The 18,489-nt window shown below is 67.2% G+C and carries 15 protein-coding genes; 8 read left to right on the forward strand and 7 right to left on the reverse strand.

Annotated features, from left to right (window positions below):
• Positions 1 to 70 precede the first annotated feature (70 nt).
• Together BM013_RS23115 and BM013_RS23120 are read right to left on the reverse strand one after the other, a co-directional pair.
• A complete protein-coding gene (locus BM013_RS23115; RefSeq protein WP_093129998.1) occupies positions 71 to 343 on the reverse strand; it encodes a hypothetical protein in 273 nt (90 codons plus the stop codon).
• A 671-nt stretch (positions 344 to 1,014) separates the two neighbouring features.
• Complete coding sequence (locus BM013_RS23120; RefSeq protein WP_093129999.1) at positions 1,015 to 1,902, reverse strand: LysR family transcriptional regulator; 888 nt, start codon at positions 1,900 to 1,902, stop codon at positions 1,015 to 1,017.
• Between the two features lie 287 nt (positions 1,903 to 2,189).
• Between BM013_RS23120 and BM013_RS23125 the strand changes: the two genes are divergently transcribed.
• Together BM013_RS23125 and BM013_RS23130 are read left to right on the forward strand one after the other, a co-directional pair.
• Positions 2,190 to 5,744, forward strand: coding sequence for an indolepyruvate ferredoxin oxidoreductase family protein (locus BM013_RS23125; RefSeq protein WP_093130000.1), 3,555 nt, complete (start codon positions 2,190 to 2,192; stop codon positions 5,742 to 5,744).
• 109 nt (positions 5,745 to 5,853) lie between these two features.
• Complete coding sequence (locus tag BM013_RS23130; protein WP_093130001.1) at positions 5,854 to 7,158, forward strand: ArgE/DapE family deacylase; 1,305 nt, start codon at positions 5,854 to 5,856, stop codon at positions 7,156 to 7,158.
• A gap of 30 nt (positions 7,159 to 7,188) precedes the next feature.
• On the opposite strand, the gene BM013_RS23135 is transcribed toward BM013_RS23130, so the two are convergent.
• The 4 genes from BM013_RS23135 to BM013_RS23145 form a co-directional block, all read right to left on the reverse strand.
• Entirely contained in the window at positions 7,189 to 7,602 is a 414-nt protein-coding gene (locus BM013_RS23135) for a GFA family protein (protein ID WP_093130002.1), read from the reverse strand.
• 106 nt (positions 7,603 to 7,708) lie between these two features.
• Complete coding sequence (locus tag BM013_RS23140; RefSeq protein ID WP_256221616.1) at positions 7,709 to 9,577, reverse strand: sensor histidine kinase; 1,869 nt, start codon at positions 9,575 to 9,577, stop codon at positions 7,709 to 7,711.
• 129 nt (positions 9,578 to 9,706) lie between these two features.
• Positions 9,707 to 9,886 (reverse strand): hypothetical protein, encoded by a 180-nt coding sequence (locus BM013_RS40600; RefSeq protein ID WP_143098322.1) that lies wholly within the window; start codon positions 9,884 to 9,886, stop codon positions 9,707 to 9,709.
• A 142-nt stretch (positions 9,887 to 10,028) separates the two neighbouring features.
• On the reverse strand, positions 10,029 to 10,508 hold the full coding sequence (locus tag BM013_RS23145) for a DUF4188 domain-containing protein (RefSeq protein ID WP_093130004.1): 480 nt from the start codon (positions 10,506 to 10,508) through the stop codon (positions 10,029 to 10,031).
• Between the two features lie 334 nt (positions 10,509 to 10,842).
• On the opposite strand from BM013_RS23145, the gene BM013_RS23150 reads away from it, so the two are divergent.
• The 4 genes from BM013_RS23150 (at position 10,843) to BM013_RS23165 (ending at position 14,786) form a co-directional block, all read left to right on the forward strand.
• Positions 10,843 to 12,396: an MFS transporter gene (locus tag BM013_RS23150; RefSeq protein ID WP_093130005.1), complete on the forward strand. Its 1,554-nt coding sequence runs from the start codon at positions 10,843 to 10,845 to the stop codon at positions 12,394 to 12,396.
• Positions 12,397 to 12,622: 226 nt separating this feature from the next.
• The gene (locus BM013_RS23155) at positions 12,623 to 13,297 is read left to right on the forward strand and encodes a TetR/AcrR family transcriptional regulator (protein ID WP_256221617.1); all 675 of its coding nucleotides are present in this window, start codon (positions 12,623 to 12,625) and stop codon (positions 13,295 to 13,297) included.
• A 73-nt stretch (positions 13,298 to 13,370) separates the two neighbouring features.
• Entirely contained in the window at positions 13,371 to 14,297 is a 927-nt protein-coding gene (locus BM013_RS23160; RefSeq protein WP_093130007.1) for a LysR family transcriptional regulator, read from the forward strand.
• A 69-nt stretch (positions 14,298 to 14,366) separates the two neighbouring features.
• Positions 14,367 to 14,786: a hypothetical protein gene (locus BM013_RS23165; protein WP_093130008.1), complete on the forward strand. Its 420-nt coding sequence runs from the start codon at positions 14,367 to 14,369 to the stop codon at positions 14,784 to 14,786.
• A 24-nt stretch (positions 14,787 to 14,810) separates the two neighbouring features.
• Here the strand turns inward: BM013_RS23165 and BM013_RS23170 are convergent, their stop codons facing one another.
• Positions 14,811 to 15,608 carry an AraC family transcriptional regulator gene (locus tag BM013_RS23170; protein ID WP_256220014.1) on the reverse strand — a complete coding sequence of 266 codons (798 nt, stop codon included), beginning with the start codon at positions 15,606 to 15,608 and terminating at the stop codon, positions 14,811 to 14,813.
• A gap of 276 nt (positions 15,609 to 15,884) precedes the next feature.
• Between BM013_RS23170 and BM013_RS23175 the strand changes: the two genes are divergently transcribed.
• Positions 15,885 to 17,474, forward strand: a complete 1,590-nt coding sequence (locus BM013_RS23175; RefSeq protein ID WP_093130009.1) for an ABC transporter substrate-binding protein — start codon at positions 15,885 to 15,887, stop codon at positions 17,472 to 17,474.
• 7 nt (positions 17,475 to 17,481) lie between these two features.
• Entirely contained in the window at positions 17,482 to 18,489 is a 1,008-nt protein-coding gene (locus BM013_RS23180; protein WP_093130010.1) for an ABC transporter permease, read from the forward strand.

Raw genomic sequence — 18,489 nt, forward strand, 5'->3', positions numbered from 1 at the left:
CGCCACCCCTGGGCTTCCGGCCGTCGCTCCACGGACGGGCCACGAGATTCGCAGCCCGCCAGACCGGCTGCTAGCCGCCGGTCTCAGGCGCGTTGTTGCTTCGCGCCTTCTCGCTCAACTGAAACAGCTCCCCGGCTTCCCGCGCCAGTTTGGCCGCGAGCCAAAGCAGGTTGTCCAGTTGCCGAGGTCCGTCACCGCTGCACCAGTCGGTGTCTTCGCCGTGGCAGACCCACAGCAGGGCTTCGAGTTGGGCGAGCGTGTCTTCCAGAAGATCCGTCGGGTCCTGGGCGGTCCCGTCGGGGGATACCGGCGTGCGAGGCCGGGCTATAGTCTTGGTAGCCATTTTTGTGCGGTCCTTTACAGGTGAATGCACGTCTTTGGTCAGACGGTCGAGGTGTTACGAGCACCTCGGCCGTCGCCTTTTGATACCTCGCATTTGCATCGCTGCTTTCGCACCGACAACCTGCCGCGAGGCAAGCAGCCTTCAAACGTCTCAGTGGTTGTGTTTTGCTCCTTCCTTGTTCCCTTGTTGGGGTATTGAGTGACAGGGGCATTCACTTTAGTGAAGCGCCCTGCGAAGTAGCCGTTCCATGCGACATGGAAGTCTCTGCAACCGCCAACAAATGCAGCTTCCGCAATGCGCCGCGCGCGGCCTCGTGGGCGCTGTGCGAGCGCGTCACGCAAGGCCACATTTGCTTCCGAGCAAGACACAAAAATCCAGACTCGGCACGCATCCAGGCCAGCGCACGCCAGCGACTTCAGCGAGGCGAAATCAGAGAACGCGAAGTGCGATGGCGCGGCAGCCGAAACAGCATCGTCGCCGGCCGATCACGCGAAGCGCAACGTGCGCGGCGTTCCTCCGCTGAGCTGAAAGCTCACGTCGATGGGGTGCCTTGCGCAGCGAAATAAAGGAGGAGGCCGCAGGCCGGGGGACATTCGCGGAGCAAGGTACCCCGTCGGCGTGAGCGCCGCCCCGAATGAACCCGCACCCGCACCCGCACCCGCACCCGACCCCTACGGCATCCCACGCGCCAGCAGATGATCGACCAACCGGCGCTGCGGAAAACTCAACGCCTCCTGTCGCGTGCACAAATACATGCGACGTGAAGCCCAAGCGTCCGTCAGGTTGATGAAGCGCAACTTCATCTCCTTGCGGTAAGTCACCGCCGCCCCTTCGGGCAGGATGCCCACGCCCATCCCCGCTTCGATCATCCGGCACACCGCCTCGAAGCTCTTCACGCGCACACGCAAACGCAGCACCTTGCGCGCGCTCATCGCCGCGTCTTCCATCGTGCGCGAAATGGCCGAGTCGTCTTCGAGCCCCACGAAATCGAAGTCCAGCAGTTCCTCGAAAGACACCTCGCGCCCACGCCACGGATGCTTCTGCCGCACGATGGCCACCAGGCGGTCGGTGCGGTAGGGAATGAAGTTGAGCGCGGGGTCGGCGGCCTCGCTGGTGATCACGCCCACGTCCGCCTGCCGGTCGCGAATGGCCTGCACGATGTACACGCTGCGGTGCTCTTCCACGCTCACGCGGATCTCTGGGTAGCGCTGCCTGAAGCTCGCCACGTCGTCAGGCAGGAACTGGCCCATGGCCGATGCGTTGGCATGCAGCCGCACGCGGCCCGTGGCGCCCTGCGCGTAGTCGGACAGGTCCGCGCGCATGCGGTCGACGTCGCGCAGGATCTGGCGCGCATGCATCGCCAGCGACTCGCCCGCGCCGGTGGGCGTCACGCCCTTCGAGGTGCGGTTGAGCAGCGCCACGCCCAGGTGGCCTTCCAGGATGGCCAGGCGCCGGCTGGCGGCCGACAGCACCATGTGGCTCTCGGCTGCGGCCTTCGACAGGCTGCCGTGCTCAATGGCGCGCAGGAAAAGCGCCAGCGAATCGAGGTCGGGTCTCATGGGTCTCTGGCGTCTCCGGGTTCTGCGGGGGCCGCCATTGTCAGGCCAGCGGGTCGCCCCGGCAGGCGCGGCGATCGGCGCCGAAAGACTTTCGGTCAATCGCATCCGCAAAAGACGAATCTTCCGGAAAGCGCGCCGTTCCGCCAAAACGAAGAAGCACTTTCCGGTCGCAAAGCGGAAGAATCGTTGCTGCTTCGCCGTCTACCCCGGCGCGGCAACCGGCGGGCCGGCCCTTTACCGGGGCCACGCCCGCATCCCACGAGTCCTACCCGGAGTCTTTTTCAGTCATGGCATCCCACGAACTGGCCAGCGTTGCGCTGGACGACAAATACACGGCCACCGAAGGCCGGATCTACCTCAGCGGCATCCAGGCACTGGTGCGCCTCATGCTCGTGCAGAAATGGCGCGACCAGCAGGCGGGGCTGAACACCGCGGGCTTCGTCTCGGGCTACCGCGGCTCGCCGCTCGGCGGCCTGGACGAAGCACTGTGGAAGGCGCAGCCGCAGCTGGAGGCCAACGCGGTCAAGTTTTTGCCCGGCGTGAACGAGGAGCTGGCGGCCACCGCCGTGTGGGGCACGCAGCAGGTGCACCTCACGGGCGAGAGCGCGGTCGATGGCGTGTTTGCCATGTGGTACGGCAAGGCGCCCGGCGTGGACCGCTGCGGCGACGTGTTCAAGCACATGAGCCACGCGGGCACCTCGCCCCACGGCGGCATCCTGCTGGTGGCGGGCGACGACCACGGCGCGTCTTCTTCCACGCTGCCCAACCAGAGCGACCACCTGTTCGCGGCCTCGATGATCCCGATGCTCTACCCGCAGAGCGTGGAGGAATACATCGAGCTGGGCCTGCACGGTTTTGCGATGTCGCGCTTCGCCGGCCTGCCGGTAGGCTTCAAGGCGCTGGCGGACACGGTGGAGTCGTCGGGCTCCATCGCGGCCGGCGCGCTCGACGTGCACACGCGCCTGCCCGCGGACTTCGTGTTTCCGCCCGGCGGCGTGCATGCGCGGTTGTCGACCGACACGCTGGGCGTGCAGGCGCGCAAGCAGGAGGCGCTGATGCAGGACTACAAGATCTACGCCGCCATTGCCTATGCGCGCGCCAACCGCCTGAACCGCGTGACCATCGACTCGCCCAAGGCGCGGCTGGGCATCGTGGCCTCGGGCAAGTCGTACCGCGATGTGCTCGAAGCGCTCGAAGAACTGGGCATCGACGCGGACGAGGCCGCGCGCATCGGCATTCGCCTGTTCAAGGTGTCGATGCCGTGGCCGCTGGAGCCGGACTCCATTCGCGAGTTCGCGCAAGGGCTCGAAGAAATCCTGGTGGTCGAGGAGAAGCGCCAGATCGTCGAGTACCAGCTCAAGGAGCACCTCTACAACTGGCGCGAGAACGTGCGCCCGCGCGTCATCGGCAAGTTCAACGAAGAAGGCGAATGGGGCGCGCACCCGCGCGGCCAATGGCTGTTGCCGGCCACGGCCGATTTCTCGGTGGCGCAGATCGCGCGGGTCATCGCGGGGCGCGTGGCGCGCTTTCACACCAGCGACCGCATCCGCATGCGGCTCGCGATCCTCGACGCGAAGGACGTGGTGCTCGGCAAGGCCGGGGCCACGCCGTCGCGCCCGGCCTGGTACTGCTCGGGCTGCCCGCACAACACCTCCACCAAGGTGCCTGAAGGCAGCCTGGCGCTCGCGGGCATCGGCTGCCACGTGATGGCCACGGCCATCTACCCCGAGCACAACAAGACCACCACGCACATGGGCGGCGAAGGCGCGCCGTGGCTGGGGCAGGCGTGGTTCTCCAAGCGCCGGCATGTGTTCGCGAACCTGGGCGACGGCACGTACTACCACTCGGGCTCGCTGGCCATTCGCGCGGCCGTGGCGGCGGGTGTGAACATCACCTACAAGATCCTCTACAACGACGCGGTGGCCATGACGGGCGGCCAGCCGGTCGACGGCCCCATCAACGTGCCGCGCATCGCGCACCAGGTGGCCGCCGAAGGCGTGAAGCGCCTGGCGCTGGTGGCCGAAGACCCGACGCGCTGGGCCGACCGCAGCGTGCTGCCACCGGAGCGCGACGGCTTCGTGCTCAGCGTGCACCACCGCGACGACATGGACGCGGTGCAACGCCAGCTGCGCGAGTGCGAGGGCGTGTCCGTGCTCATCTACGACCAGGTGTGCGCAGCGGAAAAGCGCCGCCGCCGCAAGAAGGGCGAGTTCCCGCAGGCCGCGCGGCGCGTGTTCATCAACGACGCGGTGTGCGAAGGCTGTGGCGACTGCGGCGAGCAGTCGAACTGCACCGCGCTGTTGCCCAAGCAGACCGACCTGGGCCTGAAGCGCAGCGTGGACCAGAGCGCGTGCAACGCCGACGAGTCGTGCATCAAGGGCTTCTGCCCGAGCTTCGTGACGGTGGAAGGCGTGAAGCCGCGCAAGCAGGCGCCGGTGGCGGCCAAGGCCGCGGCCGAAGAGGCGCCGCTGCCCGAACCCGTGCAAGCCGCGCTCGACGGCATGCACAACATCCTGATCACCGGCATCGGCGGCACGGGCGTCATCACCATCGGTGCGCTGATCGGCATGGCGGCGCACCTCGAGGGCAAGGGCGTGAGCGTGCTCGACATGACGGGCATGTCGCAGAAGAACGGCTCCGTCACCTCGCACGTGCGCATTGCGCGCGACGCGGCGCAGCTGAAGGCGCAGCGCATTCCCACCGGCGAGGCCGACCTGATCCTCGGCTGCGACATGCTCACCGCCGGCGCGCCCGACGCCATCGCGCGCATGCGGCCGGGGCGCACCTATGCGCTGGTCAACACCTTCGAGCAGCCGACCGGGCATTTCGCGCAGCAGCCCGACTGGGAGTTTCCGGCGGCGCAGGTGCGCGCGCTGATCGAGGAATCGGTCGAAGGCCGCACCGACTTCATCGACGCGACGCAACTGGCCACGCGGCTCATGGGCGACGCGATTGCGGCCAACCTGTTCCTGCTGGGCTTTGCATTTCAGAAAGGCTTTGTGCCGCTGTCGGCCGAGGCGTTGAACAAGGCCATCGAGATCAACGGCGTGGCCGTGAAGGCGAACCAGACGGCCTTCCGCTGGGGCCGCAAGGCCGCGCTGGACCTGGCGGCGGTCACGCGCGAGGCCACGCCGCAAAAGGTGGTGGCCCTGCAGCGGCCGCAGAGCTTCGAGGTACTGGTGGCCGACCGCACGGCGTTCCTCACGTCTTACCAGAACGCCGCGTATGCGCAGCGCTATACCGAGCTGGTCGAGCGCGTACGCGACGTGGAGCAACGCACGCGCGGCACCGCCTTGCTTGCCAAGGCCGTGGCGTCGGGCCTGTTCAAACTCATGGCCTACAAGGACGAGTACGAAGTCGCACGCCTGTACACCGACAAGCGCTTCATGGAAAAGCTAGGCGAGCAGTTCGAAGGCAAGCCCGTGCTGCGCTTTCACCTGGCACCGCCGGTGCTGGGCCGCCGCGATGCCCAAGGGCGCGCGGTGAAGACGAGCTTCGGGCCCTGGATGATGGGCGCGTTCCGCCTGCTGGCCAGGTTCCGCGGGCTGCGCGGCACGGCGCTGGACGTGTTCGGCCGCACCGCCGAGCGCCGCATGGAGCGCCAGCTGATCTGCGACTACCGCGCGATGGTCGAAGACCTGCTCGCGCGATTCGACCGCATCGACTACGACACCGCGCTGTCGCTCGCGCGACTGCCCGAGCAGATCCGCGGCTTCGGGCATGTGAAGGAAGAAAGCGTGGTGTCCGCGCGCGTGCGCTGGGCGGCATTGGTGAAGCAGCTCGACACCGCCGGCCCTTCGGCGCCCAAGGCCTCGCCGAGGCAGGCTGCCATGGCCGCCTGACCGCGCGTGCCACCGTCGCGGATGCGCCAGCCCTCAGAACGGCGCATCCGCGACAGTCCGAGGCCCATTCCCAACGGTGCGCGCGGCGCCCCGCTGAAAGAATGGGTTCATGAAAGAAGCCACCCCCATCCAGGCCGACGAAGCCGCCATCGTTGCCGCTGCGCATGCCCTGCGCGACGAAGCCGTCACCATGCTGAGCGAGCTGGTCACGCACCCTTCCCTTCTCGGGCACGAGCAGAGCGCACAGCGCTTCATGGCGGACGCCTTCGGCGCGCTCGGCCTGCAGGTGGACGAGTTCCAGATCGACGAGGAGAAGCTGCGCGCCCACCCGGGCTATTCGCCCTCGATCGTTTCGTACGACGGCCGCACGAACGTGGTGGGCATCCACCGCCCCACCGGTCCGTTCAAGGGCAACTCGCTGATCTTCAACGGCCACATCGACGTGGTGCCCACGGGCGCCGAGGTGCTGTGGACGCACCCGCCGTTTTCCGGCAAGGTCGAGGGCGACCGGCTGTACGGGCGCGGCTCGTCGGACATGAAGGCCGGCATCATCGCGTACACCATGGCCTACAAGGCGCTGAAGTCGCTGGGGCTGGAGCCTGCGTCGCCGGTGTACTTCCAGTCGGTGATCGAAGAGGAATGCACGGGCAACGGCGCGCTGGCCTGCCTGGTGGAGGGCTACCGCGCCGACGCGGCCGTCATCACCGAGCCGGTGGCGGCCGACGGCGTCATGACCTGCCAGATGGGCGTGCTGTGGCTCGCCATCGAGGTGCTGGGCAAGCCCGTGCATGCCTCGATCGCGCAGACCGGCGTGGGCGCCATCGACTTCACCATGTACCTCTTCAACGAGCTGAAGAAGCTCGAGGACAAGTGGAACGCACCGAGCGCGCGCTACCGCACCTTCGCGCACCACAACCACCCGGTGAACTTCAACCTGGGCAAGATCAGCGGCGGCGAATGGGCCTCATCGGTGCCCTCGGCCTGCCGCGCCGACGTGCGCCTGGGCTTCTACCCCGACATGAAGGTGGAGAAGGTGAAGGCCGAGGTCGAGGCGCTGCTGGCCGCCGCCTACGAGGCGCACCCGGCCCATGCCGCGCTGAGCTACAAGATCGTGTACGAGGGCTTCCAGGCGGACGGCTGCGAGGTGCCCTCGGACGCGCCCATCGTCGTGGCGCTGTCGAAGTGCCACCAGGACATCGTCGGCAAGGTGCTCACCCCCACCGCCTTCACCGGCACCACCGACGCGAAGTTCTTCAACCTCTACGGCGAGACGCCCGCCATCTGCTACGGCCCCTCGGGCGGCGCCAACATCCACGGCATCGACGAGTGGGTGTCGATCGACAGCGTGATGCAGGTGACGGCGGTGCTGGCGGTGTTCATGGCGCGGTGGTGCGGGGTGAACAAGATCGGCTGAGGCCACACCGCCGGCCGACTTCCGGCGGGCTCACATCGGCGGCATCCTGTCGAACTTCGGCAACGCCGGGTCCAGCAGATCCCACGCATGGGCGCGAACGGCGTACGTGACCAGCTGCGGCTGGAAACGCGCCGCGTCGTCGAGGCTCGCGGCGTGCACGGTGAAGATGTCGGGCATCGCCGCGAAGGTCATGTACACGGGCGAGCCGCAGGCCGGGCAGAACGCGCGGGTCTTGGTGTTGCCGCTGTCGCCGGCCAGGTCCCACAGCGTCGCCTGCCCGCTGTGCTTCACGCCGCCGCGCGGGAACGTGAGGTACGAGCCATGGCCGGTACCACTCTTGTGCTGGCAGTCGCGGCACTGGCAGTGGTTCTGCACGATCGGCTCGCCTGAAATTTCATAACGGATCGCGCCGCATGCGCAACCGCCGGTGTAGGTCTGGCTCATTTTTCTTGCCCTTTCGAAGTCGTTCGAACGCCGGGTGGCGTGGGGGCAAATTTAGGGGCGCGGGAGCGCAAGCAGGGAGTAACAAGATCGTCGCGAATCGCGACGCTCAGGAGCCGAAGCGGCGCACGATCTTGTCGGCGTCGAGCTCGCGATGAATCGGCAACCACAGCGTGAAGCGCGTGCCGGCGCTCCCCGATTCCCAGCTCACCGTTCCGCCGATGGCCAGCGCGCGGCGGTGCTGGTTGTGCAGACCGCGGCCGCCGCGGCGCAAGGCCTCGTCCACCGAAAAGCCCGCGCCGTTGTCTTCGATCCGCACGCACACGCCGCCGTCCACCGTCGCGGTGCTGACGCCGATGGTGGTGGCCTGGGTGTGGCGCAGCACGTTGGCCACGCACTCCTGCATGATCCGCAGGATGTGCAGCGCGCTGTTCGGGTCGAGCCAGGACAACGCAGGCACGGGCTGCACCTCCCAGCGCAGCGTGACGCCCGCGCTCTCGATGCGCGGCGCCAGCCGAAAACGCAAGGTGGCGAGCAGCAGCAGCAGGTCGGCGTCGACGCTTTCCATGGAGTCGATCACCAGCTTCAGGTCTTCCATGCAGCCCTTGAGCACGACGGAGATCTCTGCATCGCTCATGGCGCCGCGCTCCACCGAGCGGATGGCGCTGATGAGCGTGGAGCCCAGCCCGTCGTGCATGTCCTGCATCAGGCGCCGGCGTTCGGCGCTGAGCATGTTCTGGTTCTCGATGACGCGCAGCCGCTGGTAGCTCTGGTCCAGCTCGGCCTCGCGCTCCTGCAGGCGCCGGGCCAGGCCGGTGTTCAGCCGCGCCACCTCGGCGAACGCGTCGGTGTAGCGCTGGAACATGATGTACGAGAACACGAAGAACAGGCCGATGATGGCGTAAGGCGAGGTGTACACGGCCTCCGGGCTCACCAGGTTGTTCTGCAGCAGGCCGTCGTAGGAAGTGAACACCACCGCGAAGACAGTCCAGCCCGCCACCAGGCGCCCTTCGGGCAACTGCGCGCGCAGCGCCTTGCGCAGGTTCACCGCGAAGATCAGCACCGCAACCGGCAGCACCATGAGGTTGAGCAGCGGCGTGAACAGGTAGAGGCTGACGATCGACGCCGACAGGTGCGGCAGCGTCGCGACATTGCAGGCCAGCGTCAACGCGAGCGCCAGGCGGGTCAGCCAGCGAGAGGGCTGCTGGTGCAGGCGCTGCAGGAACAGGTGGATGACCACGATCAGCCAGAGCAGGCTGGACACGGTCATCCATTCGAACCAGTCGTCCGACAGCGGGATGTAGCTGCCGCCCACGTAGTAGTGCAGCATGCGCAGGAAGGCCAGCGCGGAGATGGCGAAGAACAGCAGGTAGAGCGATTCGCGCCGCTTGCCCAGCCACACCGCGAACGCGAACAGGCCGACCGCCAGGAACGCGGCGCTGCCCATGAACGGCAATTGCACCTGCAGCAACTGGCGCACCTGGTAGCGCCAGCTCAGCGCGTCTTCGTCGCCCACCCACACGGTCGAGAAACCGCTGCCGCTGCTGCGCAGGCGATTGACGCCAATCAGCACCGACGAAGGGGGCTGCGCATTGGCGGTGGCGTTCAGCGGCAGCAGCAGCGGATGGTTGTAGCCGTTGTGAATGGGGCTGCCATGCGACTGGTAGAGCAACACGCCGTCGCCGTACACCGCGATGTGGCCGAGCGTCTTCCAGCGCGGCAGATAGAGCAGGCGCGGCTGCGTCGAGGGCGGCAGTCCGGCCAGGTCGATGCGGTACCAGTCGGTGACGGTCCGCTCGCCGCCCGCCGCGCTGGGGACCAGTTCACGGCCGGCGGTGTATGGGAGATCGACCTTTTTCCAGCCCTCGCTCGGCAACGCCGCATCCTCGATGCGTTGCGCAGGCAGGGCGTAGCCGATGCCGGGAACGGACAGCAGCTCGGCCTGGGTGAAGTGGCGTGCGCGATCGTGCGGGGGCACCGTGTCCGCTGTCGGCGGTTCGCTGGCGTGCGCGCAAGCCAGCACGGCGAGCGACAAGGCCAGCCACAGCCTTGCGATCCATCGGCCGCCTTGCCGACAAGCTTTGCTGACGGGCCTCATGGGTGAGGTTCAACGCGCCGGGCCTGGGGGCATCGGCTGCGGCGCCTTGCCGCCGGCGATGCCGATGCCGATGCCGATGCCGATGTCAATTCCGGCACCAGTGCTGACACCAGTGCCGATGCCGATGCCGATCGCCGTCATCGCGAGGCGGATGACGGGGTGATCGAGGGCATGAAGACACGGTTTCATCGGGACACAATTATCTCCTCGGCCTCCAGCGGCGCCTTGGGCATCTTGTGTCTCGAACGGGCGCAGCCGCACCCAAAAGTACGCCGATAGTTAACAAAACCCCGGCCGCGCCGGCGGGTGGGGGCGCAAGGAGGGTGTCAGTTCACTCCTGCGCGCTCGTGGCTTTCAGCCGAGCCGCCGCCGAGCGATTGGCTTCCACCACGCTCTGCGCCGTTCCGGCGCGGCCGAGCCCGAACGGCGGCATGTTGACGTAGATGTTCTCGTAGGTGCCCGGCGAGACCGCATAGGTCTCGTGCCAGATGCCCACCGAGCCATCGGTGCCGACGGACTTGTTGAACGCGCGCCAGGCCGGCAGGTGCTCCGCTTCCTTGTCTTTCGCATAGGCCAGCAGCTGCTCCATGGAGCGCCAGTACTGCAGCACGACGATCGTGCGCGAGAACCAGAACTCGGCATGCAGCAGGCCGCGCTCCGGCTGACGGTAGAGCTCCTTGAGCATGCGGGGCATGGCCGCCGCAACCGGCAGCCACTTGTGGACCTTCAAGGGCTGGTTGATGCGCATGCCGATGAGGAACACCACGAAGTCTCCCTCCAGCTTGGCGGTGAGGCGTTCTTTGCGAATCATTCGGGTGCTCCTTCCGGGCAATGAAGTCGAGGGTGCGACTGTGCCGCACCGGCGTGTCGAAGGCTATCCGGGTGCGACGAAATGACCGCACGCGGCGCCAAGCGCGGCGCATGCAGCCTGAACGGCAAGGCGAGATTCGACGGCCCCGCGCTTCGTTTCTCGCGCGCCGATTGTTTCAAGGCCGCGAACCGCGCGATTCCCATTCCGACGGAGTGCAGCGCCGAATCGCGCGCAGACTTTCCAGCACCGATCCACCGAACAAGATTCCTGATTCCAGCGCTCGCCACAAGCACCCGGAAACCCGTCTTGTAGCCCGCGAGAAGAAACGACCGATATGCATGCAGCCCAACGCCGAAGCTTCTGGCTCCATGCCCTCATCGGCCTCCTGCCGCTCGCCGATTTCCTGCAGACCGGCACGGTGGCCTTCAGCGCCGCGCCGGTGATGGGCGACATCGGCGCGAGCCCCGAGGAGTACAGCCTGGTCGCCACGGCCTACGCGGTCGTCGCCATCGGTGTCATCTGTCTTCATCGCTGGCTGGTCGAACGCTTCGGCTGGCGCACGCTGATGATGTCGTCGGCCGCCGCGTTTGCGGCAGGTGCGCTGGTCTGCGGAACCAGCGGCAGCCTGCCGGCGTTCCTGCTGGGCCGCGTGACCATGGCGTTGGGCTGTGCCTCTTTCATGACCGCGGGGCGCCTGATCGTGGACCGCATTCCGCCGTCGCCGCGGCGGTTCACCGGCATCCGTTTCTACGCAGCCGGCATCGCGTGGGGCCTGGTGCTGGCCCCTTTTCTCGTGGGGTTCGCGCTCTCGCAGCACAACTGGCGCCTGTCGTTCCTGGTGCTGCTGGTGCCTGCGGCGCTGCTCCTGCTGCTGGCCTTCTTCGTTCTCGACGATGCGTCCGTCGTGCCGCCGGATGCGCGCTCCCGAGTCGATCCTGCCGGCCTGACGGGGCTGATGGCCGGCAGCTTCGTCGTGCTGCATTGCCTGCAGCAGGCGGCGTTCCACTACTTCGAATCGCCTGGCCGCCTGTGGGCCGCGATTGCATCGGGGGTGGCGGGCATTGCGATCTTCCTCGCAAGGAACGGCCGCGGATCGCGCGGCTCGTTGATCCATTTCAACCCGCTGCTGACTGCCCGCTACCTCGTGGGCCTGGCCATGTTCGCGCTCGCGTACCTGGTTCTCGGTGCCGACAACTACATGCTGCCGGTGCTGCTGCAGCGGGCTTTCGAAGTGCCGCTGGAGCGGGCCACCAGCTTCATCGGCATCGGCGCGCTCGGCGGCGTGGCCACCTGGATCGTGCTGTCGCGCCTGCTCAAGGGCCACCAGGGCCCGACGCGCTACTACGTTGCGGGCTTCGTCGCGCTCGTGATCGGCGCGGTGCGCCTCGCCGGCCTGAGCGAAGCGGCCAACCCCTGGCTCAGCGCCGTGCCGGCCCTCTTCTGCATGGGCGCGTTCGTCATCCTCGTTCTTCCGACCACCGCCATCCAGACCTTCAGGAATGTGCAGCACGACCCGCTCACGTTCTCGCACGCCATCCAGGTGAAGAACATGCTCGGGCAGTTCGGCGTGGCCGCGGGCACGGCATTGGCCACGCTCTGCCTGCAATGGCGCAGCGCCGTGCGCTACACGCGCTTCGGCGAGACCATGACGTCGCCGCCGGTGCAGCAGTGGCTCGACCAGGCCACGCGGCATTTCTCGGCGCACGGCGACCCCGCCCTCGCGCCACGGATGGCATTGGCGCGGCTCTCGCAGCTGGTCTCGCAAGAGGCACTGTTCACGGGCGCGCTCGACTACTTCGTGATCCTCGCGGCGTTCGCCTGCATCTGCATTGCGGGCGTGCTGTTGCAAGCCGCCTGGAAGCCCCTGGTGGCGTGGAGCCGCGCCTGAAAACGGCGGGAAGCCAGAGGGCCCCGCCTTAAGCCTTGCAGGCGGGGTGGTGATTGCATTGAACCGAGCGGTACGGTACGATTCTGGCACGCAACGTGTTCGCCGACTGCGACTTCTCCACCCCATGCCCACACCATCCAGGACCCCCCGCTCCGCCCGCGCCATGGCGCCCGAGGCGCCATCGCCAGGCTCAGAAGAAACGGGAACGCGCACGAAGGCGACCACCGTGCTGCAGGCCGCGCGCAAGGTCTTCTTCAGCCACGGCTTCAGCGCGGCGACGACGGACATGATCCAGCAGGAAGCCGGTGTTTCCAAGGCCACCGTCTACGCGCACTACGCGAACAAGGAAGCGCTGTTTGCCGCGGTGCTCACCGCGCAGATCGATGCCTCCATGCAAACCATGCGCGACATCAGCCATCGCCCCGGCAAGCTGAAGGAAACGCTGCAGGCGTTCGCGCGCACCTACCTCGGCATCGTGTTGTCCGAAGACAGCCTCGCGCTGTGCCGGGTCGCGATCGCGGAGGCGCGGCGCTTCCCCGATCTGTCCAGCAAGTTCTATGTGTCGGGGCCGGCGGCCATGGCCGTGCCGGTGGCGCAAGCGCTGGTGCAGGCGGTCGCCGCCAAAGACGCCGATCTCGGTGGATTGGCGCCGAGCATCGCCGCGACGCTGTTCCTCTCGCTCGTTCGCAACGACGCGCAGCTCAGGTGCCTGACGCACGCGAATGCCAGGCCGTCGTCGGCGCAACTCACTGAATGGGCGGCCAGTGCGGTCACCCTGTTCGTTCGGGCCATTGCGATCGACCGTGACGTGCAGGGCAACGCGAAGCGCAAGGCGCGCCCGGCCACCAAGGCCAAGGCCCCGAAAAAATCGCGGCCAGTCGTGGCAAGGAAATCTCGCTGATTCGGGCATGCCTGCCCCGAACAAGCCCATCCGCCAACCCTCAGACCCGTAACGCACGCAGCCAGGAACCACCATGGACAGCTTCGACCTCATCCGCACCTTCCACGAGGTTGTCGCGGTCGGCAGCTTTTCCCGCGCGGCCACAAGGCTCGACATGTCGAAGGCCAGCGTCAGCAAGTACGTGGCCGAACTCGAGACGCGCTTCGGCGTGCGCCTGCTCAACCGCACGACCCGCGCCGTGAGCATGACCGACGCGGGCGCCCTGCTGCTGGAGCGCAGCACGCCCGTCATCGAAATGATCCTGCTGGCCCGCGCCGACCTCAAGGAACGCGCGAGCCGGCCTTCGGGAAAAATGTGCATCTCGGCGCCCAACGGCATGGGCCATGGCGAGCTGCCGCTGCTGCTCGCGCAGTTCATGGGCCACTACCCCGACATCACCGTCAACCTGCAGCTCACCGGCCGCGCCGTCGACCTGGCCGAGGAAGCGATCGACCTCGCCCTGTGCTTCGGCCCCGTTGCCGACGAGAACCTCATCGTGCGCAAGCTGCGGCAGATGCCGCTGATGCTGTGCGCTTCGCCCGCGTACTGGAAGAAGCACGGCATGCCCGAGCATCCCTCGGAGCTCGGCGACTACCACGCGCTGGCGCTCTCGGGCGCCGGGCCGCATCCCGAATGGAGCTTCGACGTCGACGGCGACGTGCTCGACGTGCCGGTCAAGCCCCGCATGGAATCCACCGACGTCACGCCGCTGATCCAGGTCGCGCTGCAGGGCTACGGCATGGTGTACCTGCCGGCCTTGCTCGTGCAGCCGCATGTGGACCGCGGCGAGCTCGTGGTGGGCCTGGAGGCTTACGCGCGAACCGACATGTGGCTGTCGGCCGTGTACCTCCAGAACAGGCACAACAGCGCCGCCATGCGCGCGCTCCTGGACTTCCTCTCCACCCGCCTTGGCGCGTATCCTTCGCCAGGCAGCAGGACCGCTGCAACGGCGCGCGCCTAGCCGGCCGCGGCGCCAGCTTCGCGCAGCGGTCCGGCGCAAGGACACGCTTCGATACTGCGGAGAGTTCAGATGCTTCCCATCGTCATTTCGCTCATAGCGACGGTCATCCTGCTCGTCTGGATGGGGTTCTTCATGATGGGCTCGCTGCCGCTGCTGGTGCTCAAGCACGACACCCCGCTGGACTCGCGCTTCATCCGCGGGCTGTTCAACGTGTACTACGTCGCCGTGATGCTGACGGCCAGCGCGGCGGCGCTCAGCTATGCGTGGTCGGGCAAGCCGGTCTTTTCCGTCGGCATGGCCTTCATTGCCGGCCTGGCGTTCGCGCTGCGCCGCTGGATCATCATTCCGCGCATGGACATGCTGCGCGGCAGCATTCCGGCTGCAGACACGTCGATCCTGCAGTTCCGCAAGCTCCATATCGCCGGGATGATGCTCAACGCGGCGCAGCTCGGTACCGTGGCGTGGTCGTTGACGCGGCTGGCGCTGTGAACTTCACGCTGTTGCGGCACTGCGTCAGGCCATGTCGGCGTCGCAACGCCCGAGGTAATGCTTGGGCGTCTTGCCCATCACGCGCCGGAACATCGCAGTGAACGCGCTCGGGCTTTCGTAGCCCAGGTCCATCGCGACGGTGGTCACCGGCGTGTCCATGGCCAGCCGGCGCAAGGCCTCCATCAGGCGAAGCTGCTGGCGCCACATGGTGAAGGTGATGCCGGTCTCGTCGCGGAACAGGCGCGTGAGCGTGCGGCGGCCCAGCGCGCCGTGGCGCGCCCAGTGCTCGAGATCGCCGTCGCTGCCCGGATCGTCGAGCAGCGCGCGGCAGATGCGCAGCAGCCGCGGGTCCTGCGGCATGGGCACGTGCAGCGGCACCTTCGGCGCCGCGCAGATCTCGTCGAGGATGAGCCGCATCACGCGCCCGTCGCGCCCCGCTTCGTCGTACAGCAGCGGAATGCCGATGGCGTCGATGACCAGCTGGCGCATCAGCGGCGACACCTCGATCACGCAGCACTCGGTGGGCAGGTTGGGCGACGCGTCGGGCTGGATGTAGAGCGATCGGTTCGACACCGCTTGCCCGCGCGCGTGCATTTCGTGCACCACGCCGCCGGGCACCCACACGGCGCGGTTGGGCGGTACCAACCACGCGCCGGTGGGCGTGTGCAGCGTGAAGGTGCCCTTGACCGCATACGCGAGCTGTGCGCGCGGGTGCGAGTGGGAGGGCACGATCAGCGAGGGCTCGGGGTCATGCTCGACCACGATCATCGATACCGGCCTCGGAATGGACTGGTAGGCGTGGAAAGTGTTGCTTCGAATCATGCAGTTCCTGGCCGGCTGGAGGAGGCTCGAATGGTGGCCTCGTCCGATGGGCTTGACCATCGGGCTTCCCCGATGGCAGGACAACGCAGCATGCAAGACATGTGCCACGGCTTCGCGCGGCGCCGCGGCCGGTCCGGATGGCCCGCACGGAACAGAACTCGGCTCGATCCCTGCAATCACGCGGGGGGCCCTTCCCTAAACTGAATTCAGCGATCTCGGGGCACCGCCATGCGGCTCGCCACCTCCTGAATTCAAACCATCCTTCGAGGACCCTTCATGCAGAAACGCGACTTCAACAAGTTCCTGATGGCCGCCGGCGCCATGGGCATGCTCGAGCTCAACCTGGGCATCACCCACGCGCACGGCGAGACGCGCGGCGGCACGCTGAACTCGATCGTGCAGCCCGAGCCGCCCATCCTGAACCTGGCCATCAGCCAGCTCACGCCCACGCAGATGGTGGCCGGCAAGATCTTCCTGAGCCTGCTGACCTACGACGTCAACCTGAAGCCGCTGCCCAGCCTGGCCAAGAGCTGGACCATCTCGCCCGACGGCAAGACCTACACCTTCAAGCTGGAGCCCAACGCCAAGTGGCACGACGGCAAGCCGCTCACCTCCGAGGACGTGGTCTACACGGTGAAGGAATTCCTGCCGCTCACGCACCCGCGCGCCAAGGCGATCTTCGGGCGCTGCGAGTCGATCACCGCGCCCGACGCGCAAACCGTGGTCTTCAAGCTCGCGGAGCCCTTCGGTCCCTTCATCGGTGCGTTCGACATCTCGAACCTGCCGGTGATGCCCAAGCACATCTACGCAGGCACCGACGTGGTGAAGAACCCGGCCAACCTGAACCCGGTGGGCTCGGGCCCGTTCAAGCTGAAGGAATGGGTGCGCGGCTCGCACATCCACCTGGTGCGCAACGAAAACTACTTCAAGCCCGGCCTGCCCTACCTGGACGCCATCATCTACCGCGTGGTGCCCGACGGCGCCTCGCGCGCGCTGGCGCTCGAGAACGGCACGGTGCAGCTCACGCAGTGGACCGACCTGGAGCTCTTCGACGCGCAGCGCCTGGGCAAGAAGTCGAACCTGGCCGTGACCACCAAGGGCTACGAGTACTTCGCGCCCATCATGTGGCTGGAGATCAACAACCGCACGGCGCCGCTGAACGACAAGCGCTTCCGCCAGGCGGTGATGCATGCGATCGACCGCAACTTCATCAAGGACAAGATCCTGTACGGCTTCGGCAAGGTCGCCACCGGCCCGGTGAACTCGAAGACCAAGTTCTACGAGCCCAACGTGCGCAAGTACGACTTCTCCATCGAGAAGGCCAAGGCGCTGCTCGACGAGATGGGCCTGAAACCCGACGCCAAGGGCACGCGCGTGACGGTCAAGTTCCCGGTGTCGCCCTACGGCGAGATGGTGCAGCGCACCTGCGAGTACATCCGCCAGTGCCTGGCCAAGGTGGGCATCGCGGTGGTGCTGGAGTCGACCGACCCGGGCAGCTACACGCAGCGCATCAGCAACTGGGACTACGACCTGAACCTCTCGTGGCTCTACCAGTTCGGGGACCCGGCACTGGGCGTGACCCGCAACTACGTGACCTCGAACATCCGCAAGATCCTGTTCACCAACACGGTGGGCTACTCCAACCCCGAGGTCGACAAGATCGCGGACGCGGCTGCCACCGAGGTCGACGAGGCCAAGCGCGGCGCGCTGTACAGCCAGATGCAGAAGCTCATCGTCGAGGACGTGCCCATCGCCTGGCTGGTGGAGATGGAGTTCCCGACCATCTACGACAAGCGCATCCAGAACCTCGTGACCACGGCCATCGGCGTGCACGAGAGCTTCGACACCGTGTCGTTCAAGGCCTGACGCATCCATGAAGCAGCAATGGCTGGGCGCAGCGGGAGCTCTGGGCGCACTGGGCGCGCTGGGTGCGCGGTTCGCGAAGATGGTGGCGGTGGTGCTGCTGATCGCCATCTTCAACTTCATGCTGGTGCGCGCCGCGCCGGGCGACCCGGCGCTGGTGATCGCCGGGCAGTCGGGCGCCACCGACGAGGCGTTCCTGGCGCGCGTGCGCAAGGACTACGGGCTGGACAAGCCCGTGACCACGCAGCTCGCCACGTACCTGGGCAAGGTGGTCACGCTCGACCTGGGGTATTCGTACCGCCAGCAGCGCACGGTGGCCAGCGCCATCGGCGAGCGGCTGCCGGCCACGCTGCTGCTCACGCTGTCGGCCTTCGCCATCTCGCTGGTGGGCGGCGTGGTGCTCGGCAGCCTGGCGGGCGTGCGCGCGGGCAAGGCGTCGGACACGCTCATCAGCCTGGTGGCGCTGGTGATCTACGCCACGCCGGTGTTCTGGCTGGGGCTGATGCTGGTGCTGCTGTTCTCGGTGCAGCTCGGCTGGCTGCCGGCCTTCGGCTACGAAACCATCGGCGTGCCGATGAGCGGCTGGGCCGCCATGCTCGACAAGCTCAAGCACCTGGCGCTGCCGGCGTTCACGCTGGGCATGCTGTACCTGGCCATCTACGCGCGGCTGATGCGCTCGTCGATCATCGAGGTGAGCCACCAGGACTACGTGAAGACCGCGCGCGCCAAGGGCGCCTCGGAAAGCCGCATTCTCTGGCGCCACATGCTGCGCAATGCGCTGCTGCCGGTGGTGACCATGGCGGGCGTGCAGGCCGGCACGCTGATCGGCGGCTCGGTGGTCATCGAGACGGTGTTCGCCTGGCCCGGCCTGGGCCGCCTCACCTACGACGCCGTGCTGCAGCGCGACTACCAGGTGATGCTGGGCATCTTCCTGGTGCTCTCCGTGCTCGTCATCGCCTTCAACTGGCTGACCGATCTGCTCTACCGCGTGATCGACCCCCGAATCAAGGCCGCCTGA

It is taken from the genome of Variovorax sp. OK605 (genome assembly GCF_900115445.1).
Classification (GTDB): domain Bacteria; phylum Pseudomonadota; class Gammaproteobacteria; order Burkholderiales; family Burkholderiaceae_C; genus Variovorax.

Coding starts and splice junctions, on each gene's coding strand:
- BM013_RS23160 (WP_093130007.1), top strand. CDS start 13,371: ATGGACAGCTTCGACCTCATCCGCACCTTCCACGAGGTTGTCGCGGTC.
- BM013_RS23130 (WP_093130001.1), top strand. CDS start 5,854: ATGAAAGAAGCCACCCCCATCCAGGCCGACGAAGCCGCCATCGTTGCC.
- BM013_RS23120 (WP_093129999.1), bottom strand. CDS start 1,902: ATGAGACCCGACCTCGATTCGCTGGCGCTTTTCCTGCGCGCCATTGAG.
- BM013_RS23175 (WP_093130009.1), top strand. CDS start 15,885: ATGCAGAAACGCGACTTCAACAAGTTCCTGATGGCCGCCGGCGCCATG.
- BM013_RS23150 (WP_093130005.1), top strand. CDS start 10,843: ATGCATGCAGCCCAACGCCGAAGCTTCTGGCTCCATGCCCTCATCGGC.
- BM013_RS23180 (WP_093130010.1), top strand. CDS start 17,482: ATGAAGCAGCAATGGCTGGGCGCAGCGGGAGCTCTGGGCGCACTGGGC.
- BM013_RS23115 (WP_093129998.1), bottom strand. CDS start 343: ATGGCTACCAAGACTATAGCCCGGCCTCGCACGCCGGTATCCCCCGAC.
- BM013_RS23145 (WP_093130004.1), bottom strand. CDS start 10,508: ATGATTCGCAAAGAACGCCTCACCGCCAAGCTGGAGGGAGACTTCGTG.
- BM013_RS40600 (WP_143098322.1), bottom strand. CDS start 9,886: ATGAAACCGTGTCTTCATGCCCTCGATCACCCCGTCATCCGCCTCGCG.
- BM013_RS23135 (WP_093130002.1), bottom strand. CDS start 7,602: ATGAGCCAGACCTACACCGGCGGTTGCGCATGCGGCGCGATCCGTTAT.
- BM013_RS23165 (WP_093130008.1), top strand. CDS start 14,367: ATGCTTCCCATCGTCATTTCGCTCATAGCGACGGTCATCCTGCTCGTC.
- BM013_RS23170 (WP_256220014.1), bottom strand. CDS start 15,608: ATGATTCGAAGCAACACTTTCCACGCCTACCAGTCCATTCCGAGGCCG.
- BM013_RS23125 (WP_093130000.1), top strand. CDS start 2,190: ATGGCATCCCACGAACTGGCCAGCGTTGCGCTGGACGACAAATACACG.